This window comes from Dactylosporangium sp. CA-152071 (assembly GCF_050936335.1).
Classification (GTDB): Bacteria; Actinomycetota; Actinomycetes; order Mycobacteriales; family Micromonosporaceae; genus Dactylosporangium; species Dactylosporangium maewongense.
In genome coordinates, this window is sequence record NZ_JBNJMZ010000001.1 from 8,170,503 (window position 1) to 8,185,874 (window position 15,372).

The 15,372-nt window shown below is 73.2% G+C and carries 12 protein-coding genes and 1 pseudogene; 10 read left to right on the forward strand and 3 right to left on the reverse strand.

Annotated features, from left to right (window positions below; all coding sequences use genetic code 11):
* The first annotated feature begins 114 nt into the window (after positions 1–114).
* Genes ACQEVZ_RS36880 through ACQEVZ_RS36895 form a run of 4 tightly spaced genes read left to right on the forward strand, consistent with a single transcriptional unit; the run spans position 115 to position 5,379 of the window.
* On the forward strand, positions 115–2,376 hold the full coding sequence (locus ACQEVZ_RS36880) for a hypothetical protein (RefSeq protein WP_433375163.1): 2,262 nt from the start codon (positions 115–117) through the stop codon (positions 2,374–2,376).
* On the forward strand, positions 2,373–3,485 hold the full coding sequence (locus ACQEVZ_RS36885; protein ID WP_433375166.1) for a DegT/DnrJ/EryC1/StrS family aminotransferase: 1,113 nt from the start codon (positions 2,373–2,375) through the stop codon (positions 3,483–3,485). Before ACQEVZ_RS36880 ends, ACQEVZ_RS36885 begins: the two co-directional genes overlap by 4 nt.
* Entirely contained in the window at positions 3,473–4,438 is a 966-nt protein-coding gene (locus ACQEVZ_RS36890; RefSeq protein ID WP_433375169.1) for a glycosyltransferase family 2 protein, read from the forward strand. Before ACQEVZ_RS36885 ends, ACQEVZ_RS36890 begins: the two co-directional genes overlap by 13 nt.
* Positions 4,438–5,379, forward strand: a complete 942-nt coding sequence (locus tag ACQEVZ_RS36895) for a WxcM-like domain-containing protein (protein ID WP_433375172.1) — start codon at positions 4,438–4,440, stop codon at positions 5,377–5,379. Before ACQEVZ_RS36890 ends, ACQEVZ_RS36895 begins: the two co-directional genes overlap by 1 nt.
* On the opposite strand, the gene ACQEVZ_RS36900 is transcribed toward ACQEVZ_RS36895, so the two are convergent.
* Complete coding sequence (locus ACQEVZ_RS36900; RefSeq protein ID WP_344503318.1) at positions 5,347–5,988, reverse strand: response regulator transcription factor; 642 nt, start codon at positions 5,986–5,988, stop codon at positions 5,347–5,349. The two genes, ACQEVZ_RS36895 and ACQEVZ_RS36900, sit on opposite strands and share 33 nt — an antisense overlap.
* Complete coding sequence (locus ACQEVZ_RS36905) at positions 5,952–7,781, reverse strand: sensor histidine kinase (protein WP_433375176.1); 1,830 nt, start codon at positions 7,779–7,781, stop codon at positions 5,952–5,954. Before ACQEVZ_RS36905 ends, ACQEVZ_RS36900 begins: the two co-directional genes overlap by 37 nt.
* Before the next feature lie 133 nt (positions 7,782–7,914).
* Between ACQEVZ_RS36905 and ACQEVZ_RS36910 the strand changes: the two are divergent.
* The 5 genes and pseudogenes from ACQEVZ_RS36910 to ACQEVZ_RS36930 all read left to right on the forward strand — a co-directional run.
* Positions 7,915–8,577: pseudogene (locus ACQEVZ_RS36910) on the forward strand (ABC transporter ATP-binding protein); the annotation flags it as partial.
* Between the two features lie 53 nt (positions 8,578–8,630).
* On the forward strand, positions 8,631–9,371 hold the full coding sequence (locus ACQEVZ_RS36915; RefSeq protein WP_433375179.1) for an ABC transporter permease: 741 nt from the start codon (positions 8,631–8,633) through the stop codon (positions 9,369–9,371).
* Positions 9,372–9,428: 57 nt separating this feature from the next.
* On the forward strand, positions 9,429–10,541 hold the full coding sequence (gene alr, locus ACQEVZ_RS36920) for an alanine racemase (RefSeq protein ID WP_433375182.1): 1,113 nt from the start codon (positions 9,429–9,431) through the stop codon (positions 10,539–10,541).
* Entirely contained in the window at positions 10,534–11,604 is a 1,071-nt protein-coding gene (locus tag ACQEVZ_RS36925; RefSeq protein ID WP_344503322.1) for a D-alanine--D-alanine ligase family protein, read from the forward strand. The genes alr and ACQEVZ_RS36925 overlap by 8 nt, the downstream gene beginning before the upstream one ends.
* Before the next feature lie 106 nt (positions 11,605–11,710).
* The gene (locus ACQEVZ_RS36930) at positions 11,711–12,385 is read left to right on the forward strand and encodes an Rv0361 family membrane protein (protein WP_433375186.1); all 675 of its coding nucleotides are present in this window, start codon (positions 11,711–11,713) and stop codon (positions 12,383–12,385) included.
* Between the two features lie 58 nt (positions 12,386–12,443).
* Here ACQEVZ_RS36930 and ACQEVZ_RS36935 read toward each other — a convergent pair whose 3' ends face one another.
* Entirely contained in the window at positions 12,444–13,283 is an 840-nt protein-coding gene (locus ACQEVZ_RS36935; protein ID WP_344503644.1) for a phosphoribosylaminoimidazolesuccinocarboxamide synthase, read from the reverse strand.
* A 75-nt stretch (positions 13,284–13,358) separates the two neighbouring features.
* Here ACQEVZ_RS36935 and ACQEVZ_RS36940 point away from each other — a divergent pair, with 75 nt between their 5' ends.
* Positions 13,359–15,350 (forward strand): FAD-dependent oxidoreductase, encoded by a 1,992-nt coding sequence (locus ACQEVZ_RS36940; RefSeq protein WP_433375189.1) that lies wholly within the window; start codon positions 13,359–13,361, stop codon positions 15,348–15,350.
* The last annotated feature ends 22 nt before the right edge of the window (positions 15,351–15,372 follow it).

The window sequence follows — 15,372 nt, forward strand, 5'->3', positions numbered from 1 at the left end:
GCGTTGGGCGGTGCAGTGACCACGACATTGGACGCGATACGTGACCCGGCCGCAGGTCCGGACGAGCCATCCGCGACCCCCGGCCGCAGGCCGCGCGGCGCCGCTCTGGCGTCCTTGCTCCCGCTCGCCGCCGGCCTCACCGGGATCGCGTTCACGCTGCGGTTCTACGGGGTGGCGCTGCCCACCACGCTCGCGTTCGCCGGCTGGCTCACCGCCGGGGTCGTGCTGCCCGGCCTGCTGCTGTGGCGGACGCTGCTGGGCCGGTCCGGCTGGCTCGTCGCCGATGTCGTCGCCGGCGCCGCGGTCGGCTACGTCGCCGAGGTCCTCACGTACGTCGCCGCCCGCGCCGCCGGGGTGCCGCTGCTGGTGCTCGCCTGGCCCGCCGGGATGATCGGCGCGTCCCTGCTCGTGCCGCGGCTGCGCAAGGCCTGGCGGGGCTCCGGGGAGCGCGCCCCCGCGCTGTGGTCCTGGTCGATGCTGGCCGTCGTCGGCCTGTTCTGCCTGCGGAGCGTCCGCCTGTTCCGCTCACACGGCCTCGGCTGGCCCGTCAGCGGCCCGCTCGACGCCGACACCCCGTTCCACCTGGCGCTCATCGCCGAGGCGAAGCAGCACATGCCGATGCAGGCGCCCTGGGTGTCCGGTGAGCCGCTCGTCTACCACTGGTTCGTCTACCCGGAGATGGCCGCCACCAACTGGGTGACCGGCATCGACCCGCTCGCGCTGCTGGTCCGGCTCACCCCGCTGCCGATGTTCGCCGGGACGCTGCTGCTCGTCGCGGTCCTCGCCCGGCGGATCGTCGGCCGCTGGTGGACCGGCCCGGCCGCCGCCGTCGTCACGATGCTCGTCCTCGCCCCCGACCCGTACGGCTGGCCGCACCCCGACGGATGGTTCGGCTTCGGGCCCTACGAGGACGGCTCCGTCTACCGCCTGATCGCCTGGACCAGCCCGACCCAGACGTTCGGCGCCCTGCTCTTCGCCGCCGCCGTCCTGCTCCTGCTCGACATCCTCGACGGCGCTGAAGATGTCGAGCAGGGCGGCTCCGCCAAGGGCCGGTGGGCGCTGTTCGTGCTGCTGCTCGCCGGGCTCGCCGGGGCGAAGGCGCCGTACCTGCCGCTGCTCACCGGAGCGCTCGTCCTCGTCGTCGCCGTCCAGCTCGCCGCCCGCCGCGGCCTGCACCGGCCGGCGCTGCTCGCGGCCGTCGTGACCGGCGTGCTCACCGTCGCCTCGACGGTCCTGCTGTACGGCGGCGGCGCCAACCAGAGCCTCGTCGTCGAGCCCCTGGCGACCATGAGCGGCTTCGCGACCGTCGCCGGCACCTGGACCGGCTACACCGGCCCCGGCACCCCGGCGGCGCACGCCTGGGTCGCCGCCGGGATCACCGTCCTGTGCTGGCTGTTCATCTGGGGCGGCGGCCTCGCCCTCGGCCGGCGGGTCCTGGACGCGCCGGTGCTGCTGCTCGCCGCGATCGGCGCCGAAGGCATGGCCGGCGTGCTGCTGTTCGGGCACCCCGGCGGCTCCCAGTCCTACCTGATCGTGTCCGCCCGGCCGTACCTCGCGCTCGCCGCCGTCGCCGGGCTCACCGCGGTCGTCGGGACGATGACCTGGGCGCGCGGCGGGCTCCTCGCGCTCGCCGCGGTGGCCGGCACCTCGGTCGTCCTCCTGCTGCGCACCGTCGACGGCACCCGGCCGGCGGGGGACCGGCTCGGGTGGGAGCTCGGCCGCCCGTACGCCGTCCTCGCCGTCCTCGCCGTCGTGGTCGTCGCCGCCGGGCTGATCCGCCGCGACGGGCGGATCCAGGCGGTGGCGATCGCGATGTGCGCCGGGTTCGGGCTGCCCACCGCCTACGACCAGACCGCCGCCGTCGTCACCGACACCGCCCGGGGCGGCTGGCGCGCCGTCCCCCTCTCCGAGCAGGTCGCGCCCGACGGCCGTACCAGCGCCATCGACCGCGACACGTGGAACGCCGGCCGCTGGTTGCGGCGCCACGCCGCGCCCGGCGACCTGCTCGCCACCAACGCGCACTGTTTCGGGATGACACCCGCCGGCGGCCTGTGCGACAACCGGCGGTTCGCCCTCGCCGCGGCGAGCGGCCACCGGGTCCTCGTCGAGGGCTGGGGCTTCACCAACAGCACGTACGAGCGTGCCGCCGCCGACGGGGTGCTGCCCTGGTTCGCCGCCTTCTGGGACCCCGCGCGGCTCGCCGGGAACGACGCCGCGTTCACCGACCCCGGCCCCGCGACGATCGGGGTCCTCCGCGACCGGTACCAGGTCCGCTGGCTGGTCGCCGACACCACCGCCGGACCGGTCGGCGACCTGGGCGCGCACGCCCAGGAGCGGTTCCGGGCCGGAAAGCTCACGGTCTATGAGGTGACATGAACGATCTCGCCGCCCACCACGCGCCGCTCGCCGGCGCCCTCACCGACGCCGTCCGGCGGGTCATCGACAGCGGGTGGTTCGTCCTCGGCCGGGAGGTCGCCGGGTTCGAGGAGGCGTTCGCCGCCTACTGCGGGGTCCCGCACGCCGTCGGCGTCGCCAACGGCACCGACGCGATCGAGCTCGCCCTCGCCGGGGTCGGCATCGGCCGCGGCGACCGGGTCGCCCTCGTCGCCAACGCCGGCGGCTACGGCACCACCGCGCTGCTCGCCCTCGGCGCCGAACCCGTCTACGTGGACGTCGACGAGGACACCGCCACCCTCGACCCGGCGCTGCTGGACCGGGAGACGTTCGACGCGGTCCTCGTCACGCACCTGTACGGCCGGCTCGCCGACCTGCCCGCGATCCTCGAGGTCGCCGCCCGGCACGGCGCGGCCGTGGTCGAGGACTGCGCGCAGGCCCACGGCGCGTCCCGGGACGGCAGGCGCGCCGGCTCGTGGGGCGACGCGGCCGCGTTCAGCTTCTACCCGACGAAGAACCTCGGCGCGCTCGGCGACGGCGGCGCCGTCGTCACCGCCTCCGCCGGCGTGGCCGAGCGGGTGCGGCGGCTGCGGCAGTACGGCTGGGACCGCAAGTACCACCAGGTGACCGGCCCGGCCCGCAACAGCCGCCTCGACGAGGTGCAGGCCGCGGTCCTGTCGGTGAAGCTGCCGCACCTGGACGGCTGGAACGCCGCGCGGGTCGCGGTCGCCGCCCGGTACCGCGCCGCGATCCGGCACCCGAAGCTGACCCTGCCGGAGGTGGACGCGCCAGGACACGTCGGCCACCTGTACGTGCTGCGCTGCGCCGACCGGGACGCGCTGTCGGCGCACCTGCGCACGCACGGCGTGGCGCACGACGTGCACTACCCGCTGCCCGACCACCGCCAGCCGGTGCACGGCGACCGGTTCGCCGGGCTCGAGCTGCCGGCCACCGAGCGGCTGTGCGCCGAGGTGCTGAGCCTGCCGTGTCACCCGGAGCTGCCGGCCGAGCAGGTCGACCGGGTCGCCGCCGCCGTGAACGCGTTCGGCGCCGGCACCGAGAACTGGAAGGGCCAGCCGTGTACTCCCTGATCGTCCCCGTGTACCGCAACGAGGGCACCATCCACGACCTGCTCGCCGCGGTCGGCGACCTGCACGACGCGCTGGGCGGTGCGCTCGAGGCGGTCTTCGTCGTCGACGGCAGCCCCGACCGGTCCGCGGAGCTGCTGCAGTCGCTGCTGCCCACGCAGCGGTTCCCGGCGCGGCTGGTGCTGCTGTCGCGCAACTTCGGGTCATTCGCCGCGATCCGGGTCGGCCTGCAGCACGCCACCGGCGAGTACTTCGCCGTCATGGCCGCCGACCTGCAGGAGCCGCCGGAGCTCGCGCTGCAGTTCTTCCGGACCCTCGCGACCGACGAGTTCGACGTCGTCGTCGGCACCCGCGAGGGCCGCGCCGACCCGCTCGGCGGCAGGATCGCGTCGAAGCTGTTCTGGGGCCTGTACCGGCGGATGGTCGTGCGCGAGATGCCCAGCGGCGGCGTCGACATGTTCGGCTGCAACCAGGCGTTCCGCGACTGCCTGCTCGCCTGCGAGGAGGCGAACACGTCGCTCGTCGCGATGCTGTTCTGGCTCGGGTTCCGGCGCAAGCAGGTCGCCTACACCCGGCGGGCCCGCATGAGCGGCAGCTCCGGCTGGACGCTGCGCAAGAAGGTCACGTACCTGATGGACAGCGTCTTCGCGTTCACCGACCTGCCGGTGCGGCTGCTGATGGCGGCCGGGGTGCTGGGGCTGCTGGTGTCGGTGGTGCTCGGCGCGGTCGTGCTGTCCGCGCGCCTCGCCGGCCTGTTCGACGTGCCCGGCTACGCCGCCACGATCCTCGTCGTGCTGTTCTTCGGCGGCGTGAACGCGCTCGGCCTCGGCGTCGTCGGCTCCTACGCGTGGCGCGGCTACGAGAACACGAAACGCCGCCCCCTCGCCGTCGTGGCGTGGGAGCTGCAGTACGCGGGCGCGCAGAAGATCGTGGTCCGGCAGGGAGGACAGCGCTGATGTCGTACTTCACCCACCCCAACGCCCTGTGCGAGAGCACCGCCATCGGCGACGGCACCCGCATCTGGGCGTTCGCGCACGTGCTGCCGGGCGCGCGGATCGGCGCCGACTGCAACATCTGCGACGGGGTGTTCGTCGAGAACGACGTCGTCGTCGGCGACCGGGTCACCGTCAAGTGCGGCGTGCAGCTGTGGGACGGCGTGGCCCTGGAGGACGACGTGTTCGTCGGCCCCAACGTCACGTTCACCAACGACCGGATGCCGCGCAGCCGCCAGTACCCGGATGCCTTCGCCCGCACGACGGTCGAGACCGGCGCGTCGATCGGCGCGAACGCCTCGATCCTGCCGGGGGTCACCATCGGCCGGCACGCGATGGTCGGCGCCGGCGCCGTCGTCACGCGGTCGGTGCCGCCGTACGCGATCGTCGTCGGCAACCCGGCGCGGCTCACCGGCTACGTCGACGCCGCGCCGGTGCCGGCGGAGCCGCACGACACCCAGACCGGCGAGCGGGTCAACTCGACCAAGGTCCGCGGGGTCACCGTGCACCGCCTCGACTACGTGCACGACCTGCGCGGCGACCTGTCGGTGGGGGAGTTCGAGCGGGACATCCCGTTCCCGGTGAAGCGCTACTTCATCGTCTTCGACGTGCCGAACGAGAAGGTCCGCGGCCAGCACGCGCACCGCGAGTGCCACCAGTTCCTGATCTGCGTGAAGGGCCGCTGCAGCGTCGTCGCCGACGACGGCGTCGTCCGGCAGGAGTTCCTCCTGGACAGCCCCGCGACCGGCCTGTACCTGCCGCCGATGACCTGGGCGACGCAGTTCCGCTACTCGCCGGACGCGGCGCTGCTGGTCTTCGCCTCGCACTACTACGACGCGGCCGACTACATCCGCGACCACGCGGAGTTCGTCTCAGCCGCTCTGCAGGTGAGCGAGCACGGCTAGGACCCGCCGGTTGTCGTCGTCGGACACCGGCAGGTCGAGCTTGGCGAAGATGCTGGCGATGTGCTTGCCGACGGCGCTGTCGCTGAGGAACAGCTGCTTGCCGATCGCGGCGTTGGAGCGGCCCTCCGCCATCAGCGTCAGCACCTCCCGCTCCCGCGGAGTCAGCGTGCCCGTCGCCGGCGACGGCCGGGCGACGAGCTTCGCGATGACCGTCGGGTCCATCACGGTCCCGCCGGCGGCGACCCGGCGGACCGCGTCGACGAACTGGTCGGCGTTGAACACGCGGTCCTTCAGCAGGTACCCGACCGCGCCGGTGCCGTCGGCGAGCAGCTCCCGCGCGTACAGCTGCTCCACGTGCTGCGACAGCACCAGCACCGGCAGGCCCGGCACCTCCCGGCGGGCGGCGAGCGCCGCCTGCAGCCCCTCGTCGGTGAAGCTCGGCGGCAGCCGCACGTCGACGACCGCGACGTCCGGGCGGTGCTCCAGCAGCGCCGCGAGCAGCGCCGGGCCGGTGTCGACGGCGGCGACGACCTCGAAACCGTGGCTCTGCAGCAGCAGGACCATGCCGTCCCTCAGCAGGTAGAGGTCTTCGGCGAGGACAACACGCACGGCAGCTCCAGCGTCGCGACGGTCGGCCCGCCGGGCGGGCTGTGCAGGGCCAGGGTCCCGTCGAAGGTACCCAACCGGCGTTCGATGCCGCGCAGGCCGGTGCCCCGCGACGGGTCCGCGCCGCCGGTGCCGTCGTCGGCGACCACGACCCGCAGCAGCCCGTGCTCGTGGCCCAGGTCGACGGTGACCTTCGCGGCGCCGCCGTGCCGGGTCGCGTTCGCGATCAGCTCGCTGACCGCGAAGTAGGCGGCCGACTCCACCGGCGCCGGCGGCCGGCCCGGCAGCGTCCCGGTGACGGTCACGTCGGCGGCCGTGTCGGTGCTGAGGTCCAGGGCGAGGGCCCGCACCGCGTCGGCGAGGCCGCGCTCCGACAGCACCGGCGGGTGGATGCCGCGGACCAGGTCCCGCAGCTCCTCCAGGGCCGCCGCCGCGGTCTCCTTCGTCTGCTTGACGAGGCGCCTGGCGGCGGCCGGGTCGGTGTCCATGAGCCGTTCGATGGCGCCGAGGGTGAGGCCGACCGCGATCAGCCGCGCCTGCGCGCCGTCGTGCAGGTCCCGCTCGATCCGGCGGACCTCGGCGGCCTGCGCGTCGACGGCGTCCGCGCGGCTGCGCGTGAGCTGCTCCACCCGGCGGCGCAGCGCCGCCTCGCGGGTCGGGCGCAGCAGCAGCGCCGTCCACCGCGCGTGGACGGTGACGAGCTGCCCGGCGGTGACGAGCGCGACCGCGACGAGGCACACCCCCATGATCAGGCCGGCGGTCCGCTCGCCGTCCCACGCGCCGTACCAGGCGGACCACTCCGCGTCGAACACGGTCGTCCACAGCCACGGCAGCGCCAGGCCGAACGCGCCGTAGACCCCGGCGGCGACCGGCGGCCCGAGCAGCACGACGGTGACGACCGGGTCGACGGCCAGCCACACCAGGTCCCGCCACGACGCGACGTCGTGCCACAACCACAGCCAGCGGGCGTTGAACCCGGCCATCGACTCGGTCTTGTACAGGTTGTTGCGCACCTGCAGCATCCCGTCGGGGCGCCGGTGCGGGCGCAGCTCCGGCTCGTACGGGCGCGGCACCTCCACCCCGCCCCACTGCGCGAACTGCCGGCGCAGGTTCGCCATCCAGCGGAAGTGCGAGACCGCGACGGGGATCGTGAAGATGAACCCGAGACCGAAACCGAGCGTGAAGCAGGCGAGGCTGAACGCCAGCAGCACCACCTCGAGCGCGGCGCAGCACACCAGCAGCCCGGCCCGCCCCCACGCCAGGAGCCGCCGCTGGGTCCGCGCACCGCGGGTCAGCTTCCTGGCCGCCCGGGCCGGGTCCATCGGCGCCAGCATCCACGCCGACCACACCCCCACGGCGCGGACCGTCCACGGCGCCACCAGCAGCCCCACCGGCACGAGCGCGACGACGACGAACGGGAACAGCAGCTGCCACGTCAGGTCCCGCTTCGTCGCCGGGTCCTTCATCAGCCAGTCGAGGCGCTGGAAGAACCTCGGGAAGCGCGGCGTCTTGTAGAGGGTCGCGTCGTGCCGGTACATGCCGTCGGCGTCCGGCTCCGGGTCCGCCGGCGGCGGCCGGTACGGCTCCGGCACCGCCCGCCCGGTCCACGCGGCGAACATCGCCCGCCACCGGTTGGTCAGGCGCCGCCCGTACAGCACCGGCGGCGGGATCAGGAAGACCAGGCCCAGCAGGACCCCGGGGAACAGCATCACCAGCGACAGCAGGAACTGCACGAACACGACGACGGCGACACCCAGCAGCACCCCGCTGCGCGCCACACCTCTCACCCAGGTCATGCCGACCAGTCTCGGGTCACGGTCCGCCTTCCACATCGGCCCTGGCCGCCGTCTCCGGGGTGGGGCTAGGTGCACCTCCGTCCGGTGCCCAGCGTCATTCTGCCCGCCCGCCCGCTTCCGCACGATCGACGGCATGGCAGTCATCGAGGTCCACCAGTTGCGCAAGCGCTACGGCGACCGGCACGCGGTCCGGGACGTGTCGTTCACCGTCGAGCGCGGCGAGATCTTCGGCGTCATCGGCCGCAACGGCGCCGGCAAGACCACCACCGTCGAGATCATCGAGGGGCTGCGGTCCGCGGACGGCGGCACGGCCCGCGTCCTCGGCCGCGACCCCCGCGACCCCCGCGACCCGGCGCTGCGCGAGCGGCTCGGCGTGCAGCTGCAGGAGTCGCGGCTGCCGGACCGGATCCGGGTCCGCGAGGCCCTGGAGCTGTTCGCCTCGTTCTACCGCGACCCCGCCGACCCGGCCACGCTCCTGGCGTCCCTGGGCCTGGCGGAGCACGCGAACCAGCAGTACAGGCGGCTCTCCGGCGGGCAGCAGCAGCGCATGTCGATCGCGCTGGCGCTGGTCGGCTCGCCGGAGGTCGCGGTCCTCGACGAGCTCACCACCGGCCTCGACCCGCACGCCCGCCGGGAGACGTGGCGGCTCATCGAGGACGTCCGCGACCGCGGCGTCACCGTGCTGCTCGTCACCCACTTCATGGACGAGGCGGAGCGGCTCTGCGACCGGATCGCCGTCATCGACGCCGGCCGCACCGTCGCCGTCGACACCCCGGCCGGGCTGAAGGGCCACGCCGACTCGCTGGAGTCCGCCTTCGTCTCGCTCACGTCCCCTCTGGAGAGTTGATCATGCGTACCCTGGCCCGGCTGACGATCGTCGAGACCCGGCTCATGCTCCGGGAGGTGACGCCGCCGCTGTTCACGGTGCTGCTGCCGGTCGCGCTGCTGCTCGTCTTCGGCTGGTCGCCCGGCACCCGCGTCCCCGACGCCGCGCTCGGCGGGCACCGCGGCATCGACACCGTCCTGCCGTCGATGTCGGTCATGGTGTCCCTCGCCATGGTCGCGTTCTTCATGCTGCCGGTGGTGCTCACCACGTACCGGGAGAAGGGCATCCTGCGCCGCTTCGCGACGACCCCGGTGAGACCGTCGGCGATGCTCGGCGCGCAGGTCCTCATGAACGGCGCCGTCGTGGTCGTGTCGACCGTGCTGACGCTGGCCGTCGGCGTCACCCTGATGGACATGCGGCTGCCCGACCTGTCGCTGGTTCTGCCCGTGCTGCTGCTCGGCGTCCTCGGCCTGTTCCCCGTCGGGCTGCTCGTCGCCGCCGCGGCCGGCAGCCCCAAGACCGCGACCGGCTGGGCCTTCGTGCTGTGGTTCCCGTCCGCGTTCTTCGCCGGCCTGTACGTGCCGGTCGAGCAGCTCCCGCCGGTGCTGCGCCGCATCGGCGACTGGACGCCGCTGGGCGCGTTCCGGCAGGCGGTCCAGGCCGCGTGGGCCGGCGACACCCCGCGCCCGCTGCACCTGGCCGTGCTCGCCGCCACCTGCCTGATCGCAGGTGGACTGTCCGTCCGCCTGTACCGTGCCGGTTAACCGACACTGCGGTGACGCACGGTGACCACTATGATCGGCGGGACAAGGGGGTGCCGGGTGCAACCAGTGGCAGAGGCGGTCGTCGATCTCGACGCCGTGGCGCACAATACGCGGCTCCTTTCCGGTCTCGCCGCCCCGCGCGCCCAGACGATGGCCGTCGTCAAGGCGAACGGCTTCGGTCACGGATTGCTACCGGTCGCCCGCGCGGCACTGGCCAGCGGCGCCACCTGGCTCGGCGTCACCTCCATCGCCGAGGCCCGCACGGTGCGCGACGGCGGGATCGGCGCGCCGACGCTCGCCTGGCTGTATGGCGCCGGCGACGACTTCGCGTGGGCCGTCCGCAACGACGTCGACCTGTCCGTGTCGACGCCGCGGCACCTGGAGGCGATGCCGGCCGGCGCCGCCGTCCACCTCAAGGTCGACACCGGGCTGACCCGCAACGGGGTCGCCTGGGCCGACTGGCCCGACCTGGTGGCGCGGGCCGCCGACCTGGAGCGGCGCGGCACGATCCGGGTCCGCGGGATCTGGTCGCACCTCGCCGCCGCCGACGACCCCGGCAACCCGTCGGTCGCGCTCCAGCTCGAACGGTTCGACGAGGCCCTCGCCGTCGCCGCGAAGGCCGGGCTGGAGCCGGAGCTGCGGCACCTCGCGAACTCCGCCGGGATCGTCGACCTGCCCGCCACCCACTACGACCTCGTGCGGGCCGGGCTCGCGCTGTACGGTGTCGAGCCGATCGACGGGGTGACCGCAGGGCTCCGGCGGGCGATGACGCTGCGGGCCCGCGCCGTCAACGTCAAGCGCGTCCCGCCCGGCACCGGCGTGTCCTACCTCCACCAGTACGTGACGGACCGCGACACCACGATGGTCCTGGTCCCGGCCGGATACGCCGACGGGGTGCCGCGCCTGCTGAGCAACCGCGGCGCCGTCGCGATCGGCGGCCGGCGGTGCCCGATCGCCGGGCGGGTCGCGATGGACCAGCTCGTCGCCGACGCCGGTGACCTCGACGTCGCCCTCGGTGACGAGATCGTGCTGTTCGGCCCGGGCGACGGGGCCGAGCCGACCGTGGAAGAGTGGGCAGCCTGGGCGCAGACCAACCCGCACGAGATCTTGACGGGCATCGGCGCCCGCGTCCCGCGAACGTACATCGGTAAGGAGCACGTGCATGGCTGATCCTCGCGTCCGCGTCGCCGTCGTTTTCGGAGGGCGCAGCGGCGAGCACGAGGTCTCGTGCAAGTCGGCCCTCAGCATCGTGCGGTTCCTCGACCGGTCCCGCTACGACGTGGTGCCCGTGCGCATCACCCCCGGCGGCACGTGGGTCTTCGGCCCCGACGCCGGCTCGCCGGAGGCCCTCGACCTGGAAGGGCTGCTCGACCTGACCAAGGAGACCGACGTGCCGGCCCTCGCGAGCCTCGCCGAGGCGATCGGGGCGCTGCGCGAGTGCGACGTCGTCTTCCCCGCCATCCACGGCCCGTACGGCGAGGACGGCACGATCCAGTCCGTCCTGGAGATGGTCCGCCTGCCGTATGTCGGCAGCGGGGTCTTCGCCAGCGCCGCCGGCATGGACAAGGAGTTCACCAAGCGGCTCCTCGTCGCCGACGGCCTGCCCGTCGCCGACGGCGTCGTGCTGCGCGGCGGCACCGGCACCGTGACGCCCGCCGAACGCGAGCGGCTCGGGCTGCCCGTGTTCGTCAAGCCGTCCCGGGCCGGGTCGAGCCTCGGCGTGTCCAAGGTCGACGACTGGGCCGAGCTCGACGACGCGCTCGCCGAGGCCCGCGCCAGCGACGCGAAGGTCCTCGTCGAGGAGATGGTGCACGGGCGCGAGGTCGACCTCGGCGTCCTGGAGCACCCCGACGGCTCCCTGCAGGTCGGGCCGCCGCTGGAGATCAGCTTCCCCGACAAGCACGAGTTCTTCGACTACGAGGCCAAGTACCTCGACCCGACCACCATCTTCGACATCCCGGCGAAGCTGGAGCCGGCGATCATCGAGCGGCTCCAGGACCTCGCGGTGCGCACGTTCCGCTCCCTCGAATGCCGGGGGCTGCTGCGGGTCGACTTCTTCCTGCGGTACGGCACGGAGCCGGTCATCAACGAGGTCAACACGTTCCCGGGCTTCACCGCCGTCTCGCAGTACCCGCAGATGTTCCGCGTCGCTGGGCTGGACTATCCGGCGCTGCTCGACGTCCTCATCGCGACCGCACTGGCCCGGCAGCCGAAGCCCGCGCTGGAGTCCTGAGCCTTTCCGGGTCGGCGGCGGTGGGACGGCCTCGATACGATGGCCGTCCCATGGTGTCGACGGGCGTTGTGACGGTTTGTCTGACGGTTCTAGGAGGCAAGTGCCGGTGACGTATCCACCAGCTGGAGATCCGCAGCAGCCCTACCAGCCGCCGTCACCGCCGCAGTACCCGTCGCCGCAGCAGCCCTACCAGCCGCCCGCGCAGTACCAGCCGGCGCCTGGTCCGTACGAGCCGCCCGCGCAGTACCAGGGCTACGACCCGACCGGCCAGTTCCAGCCGCCCGCGCAGTTCCAGCCGCCGACCGGCCAGTTCCAGCCGCCGACCGGGCAGTTCCAGCCTGCTGGGGCCGGTGGTCAGCAGTCCGGGTCCGGCAAGTGGGTGCTGCTCATCGCCGGCGCGTTCCTCGCGCTGCTCGTCGTGGTCGTCGGCGGCTGGTTCTTCGTCCAGCGGGTCCTCGTCGACTCCCCGACCGACGTGACCGAGCGCTACCTCGACGCGGTCAACGACCGCGACCGTGCCGCCGTCGTCGACATGGTGTGCTCCTCCGAGCGACCCAAGGCGGTCCGGGGCAACGACTACGTCGATGACGACGACGACGACAAGACCACCATCGACTGGAAGATCCTCAGCGAGACCAAGGGCCGCAACTCCGCCGAGGTCCGCGCGCGGGTGACGCTGCACGACCCCGAATCGGACCGCACCCAGTCGGTGAACATCTCCGTGACCCTCGTCAAAGAGGACGGCGACTGGATGATCTGCGGCGTCCGCACGGACGACTGACCTGCCGTCCTCGCCGCAAGGCCACGGTCCGTTCGCGAGCCGTGGCCTTGCGGAAGGTTCAGAAGGAGAGGCCGGTCAGCCGCTCGTACACCTCGACATATCGCGAACGGGTGCGCTCGACGACATCGGCGGGGACCTCCGGACCGGGCGCCGTCTGGTCCCAGCCGGCGTCGCGGGACCAGTCGCGGACCGACTGCTTGTCGAAGGAGAACTGCGTGCGGCCCGGCACCCACTCGTCGAGCGGCCAGAAGCGCGACGAGTCGGGCGTGAGGACCTCGTCGGCGAGCATCAGGGTGCCGTCGGCGGTGCGGCCGAACTCGAGCTTGGTGTCCGCGACGATGATGCCGCGCTCGGCGGCGATGTCGCGGCCGCGGGAGTAGACGCGCAGGGTCAGGTCGCGCAGCTCCTCCGCCTGCTCCTTGCCGACCTGCTCGACCACGTCGTCGAACGTGATGAACTCGTCGTGCACCCCGACGGCTTCCTTCGTCGTCGGCGTGAAGATCGGCTGCTCCAGGCGGTCGGCCTCGACCAGGCCGGGCGGGAGCGTGACGCCGCTCACGGCGCCGTCGCGGACGTACTCCTTGAGGCCGAGGCCGGTCAGGTAGCCGCGGGCGATGCACTCGACCTGCACCATGTCGAGGCGGCGGCAGCGGATGGCCCGCCCGGCGAACTCGGCGGGCACGTCGGTCGCGGACAGCACATGGTTGGGCACGATGTCGGCGAGCTGCTCGAACCACCACAGCGACAGGCGGGTGAGGACCGCGCCCTTGTCGGGGATCGGGGTCGGCAGCACCACGTCGTAGATCGAGATGCGATCGGACGCGACCAGGACCAGGTCGTCGCCGTCGAGATAGACGTCGCGGACCTTGCCCGAATGCAACAACTTCACGTCCGCCAGCCTAACGTCTAGACTTCCTTCGATCTCAGGGGTGCGGCGACCCCTCCGTTTGTGGTTGCCCGGAGGAGCCCTGTCATGCCGCAGACCCGTCGCCAGCTCATCGTCGCCGGCGCGCTCGGCACCGGTGCCGTGGTGCTCGGCCCCGGCGTCCGCGCGTCCGCGGCCGTCGTCAGCGCGGACCTCGTCGTCTACGGGGCGACGCCCGGCGGACTCGCGGCCGCCGTCCAGTTCCGCCGGTCGGGCGGCACCGCCGTCGTGATCGACCCGGGCACGCACGTCGGCGGGATGACCACCGCCGGCCTCGGCGCCACCGACACCGGCAACACGGCCGCGATCGGCGGGCTGTCGCACGAGTTCTACCGCCGCGTGCACGCCAAGTACGCCGGCACGCCGGTCACGCCGACGTCGCCGGCGCGGTTCAAGTTCGAGCCGCACGTCGCCGCCGCCGTCTTCGCCGACCTCCTCGCCGAGGCGGGCGTCACCGTCCAGCTCGGCCGGAAGCTCGCCACCGTCACGAAGGCCGGCAACCGCATCGTCGAACTGTCCACCGAGGACGGTCAGGTGTACCGCGGGCTCATGTACGTCGACGCCAGCTACGAGGGCGACCTGATGGCGAAGGCCGGCGTGGCGACGACCCTCGGGCGCGAGGGCAACGCCGCCTACGGCGAGAGCATCAACGGCGTCCAGCTGCGCGACAAGCACCAGTTCGTCAAGCCGGTCGACCCGTATGTGACTCCGGGAAACCCGGGCAGCGGGCTGCTCCCGGGCGTGTCCGCCGCGGCCCTCGCCCCGAACGGCACCGCCGACGGCCGGATCCAGGCGTACAACTTCCGCATGTGCCTGACCAGGGCCGCGGACCGGCTCCCGTGGCAGCGCCCGGCGGGCTACGACGCGGGCCGCTACGCGCTGCTGCTGCGCTACATCGAGGCCGGCTACGCGGGACCCTTCTTCAACACGGTCGACGTCGGCGGCGGCAAGACCGACTCGAACAACGACGGCGCCTTCTCCACCGACCACATCGGTGCTTCGTGGAGCTATCCGACGGCCTCGTTCGCCGTCCGGGACGCCATCGTCGCCGACCACCGCACCTACCAGCAGGGCCTGATGTGGTTCCTGGCCAACGACCCCCGCGTCCTGGCGACGATCCGCTCCGCCACGGCGGCCTGGGGCCCCGCACCGGACGAGTTCGGCGCGACCGGTTTCTGGCCGCCCATGCTGTACGTGCGGGAGGCCCGCCGGATGGTCTCCTCGTACGTCATGACCGAGCACAACTGCCGGGGCGCCGCGACCGTCCCCGACTCGGTGGGCCTCGCCAGCTACACGATGGACTCGCACAACTGCCAGCGGCTCGTGGTCTCCGGCGTCGCGAAGAACGAGGGCGACGTGCAGGTGGGGGTGCCCGGCCCGTACCAGGTGAGCTTCCGCTCGATCGTCCCGGTGGAGGCGCAGTGCGCGAACCTGCTGGTCCCGGTCTGCCTGTCGGCGAGCCACATCGCGTACGGCTCGATCCGCATGGAACCCGTCTTCATGGTCCTCGGCCAGTCGGCGGCGGTGGCGGCCCGGCTCGCCCTGACGACCGGCGTGCCCGTCCAGCAGGTGAACATCTCCACGCTGCAGTCCCTGCTCCGCGACCTGAGCCAGCGCATCGACATCTCCGCGGGCTCGGAGGTCATCATCGACTCCCACGGCACCGGCGTGACCCGCGCCGGCACCTGGCTCCCGAGCACCTCGATCGCCGGCTACTACGGCAGCGACTACGAGCACGACAACAACACCGCGAAGGGCGTGAACCGCCTCCGCTTCACCCCGTCACTGCCGTCGGCGGGCGCCTGGACGGTCCAGCTGCGCTGGACGGCCCACGCGAACCGGGCCAGCAACGTCCCGGTCGACGTCGTCCACACCGGCGGCGTCACCACGCACACCGTCGACCAGCGCACCTCCGGCAGCCAGTGGGTGCCCCTCGGCACCTTCCAGTTCACCGCCGGCAGCGCCGGCTCGGTCCTGATCCGCACCGAACAAACCAACGGCTACGTCATCGCCGACGCCGCCAGATTCGTCCGCGCCTGACCCGAGGTGCCCGCCGGCTGGG

Excerpts from the sequence above, each read along its gene's own strand:
- ACQEVZ_RS36925 (WP_344503322.1), top strand. The coding sequence starts at position 10,534 with ATGGCTGATCCTCGCGTCCGCGTCGCCGTCGTTTTCGGAGGGCGCAGC.
- ACQEVZ_RS36885 (WP_433375166.1), top strand. The coding sequence starts at position 2,373 with ATGAACGATCTCGCCGCCCACCACGCGCCGCTCGCCGGCGCCCTCACC.
- ACQEVZ_RS36895 (WP_433375172.1), top strand. The coding sequence starts at position 4,438 with ATGTCGTACTTCACCCACCCCAACGCCCTGTGCGAGAGCACCGCCATC.
- ACQEVZ_RS36940 (WP_433375189.1), top strand. The coding sequence starts at position 13,359 with ATGCCGCAGACCCGTCGCCAGCTCATCGTCGCCGGCGCGCTCGGCACC.
- ACQEVZ_RS36905 (WP_433375176.1), bottom strand. The coding sequence starts at position 7,781 with ATGACCTGGGTGAGAGGTGTGGCGCGCAGCGGGGTGCTGCTGGGTGTC.
- ACQEVZ_RS36915 (WP_433375179.1), top strand. The coding sequence starts at position 8,631 with ATGCGTACCCTGGCCCGGCTGACGATCGTCGAGACCCGGCTCATGCTC.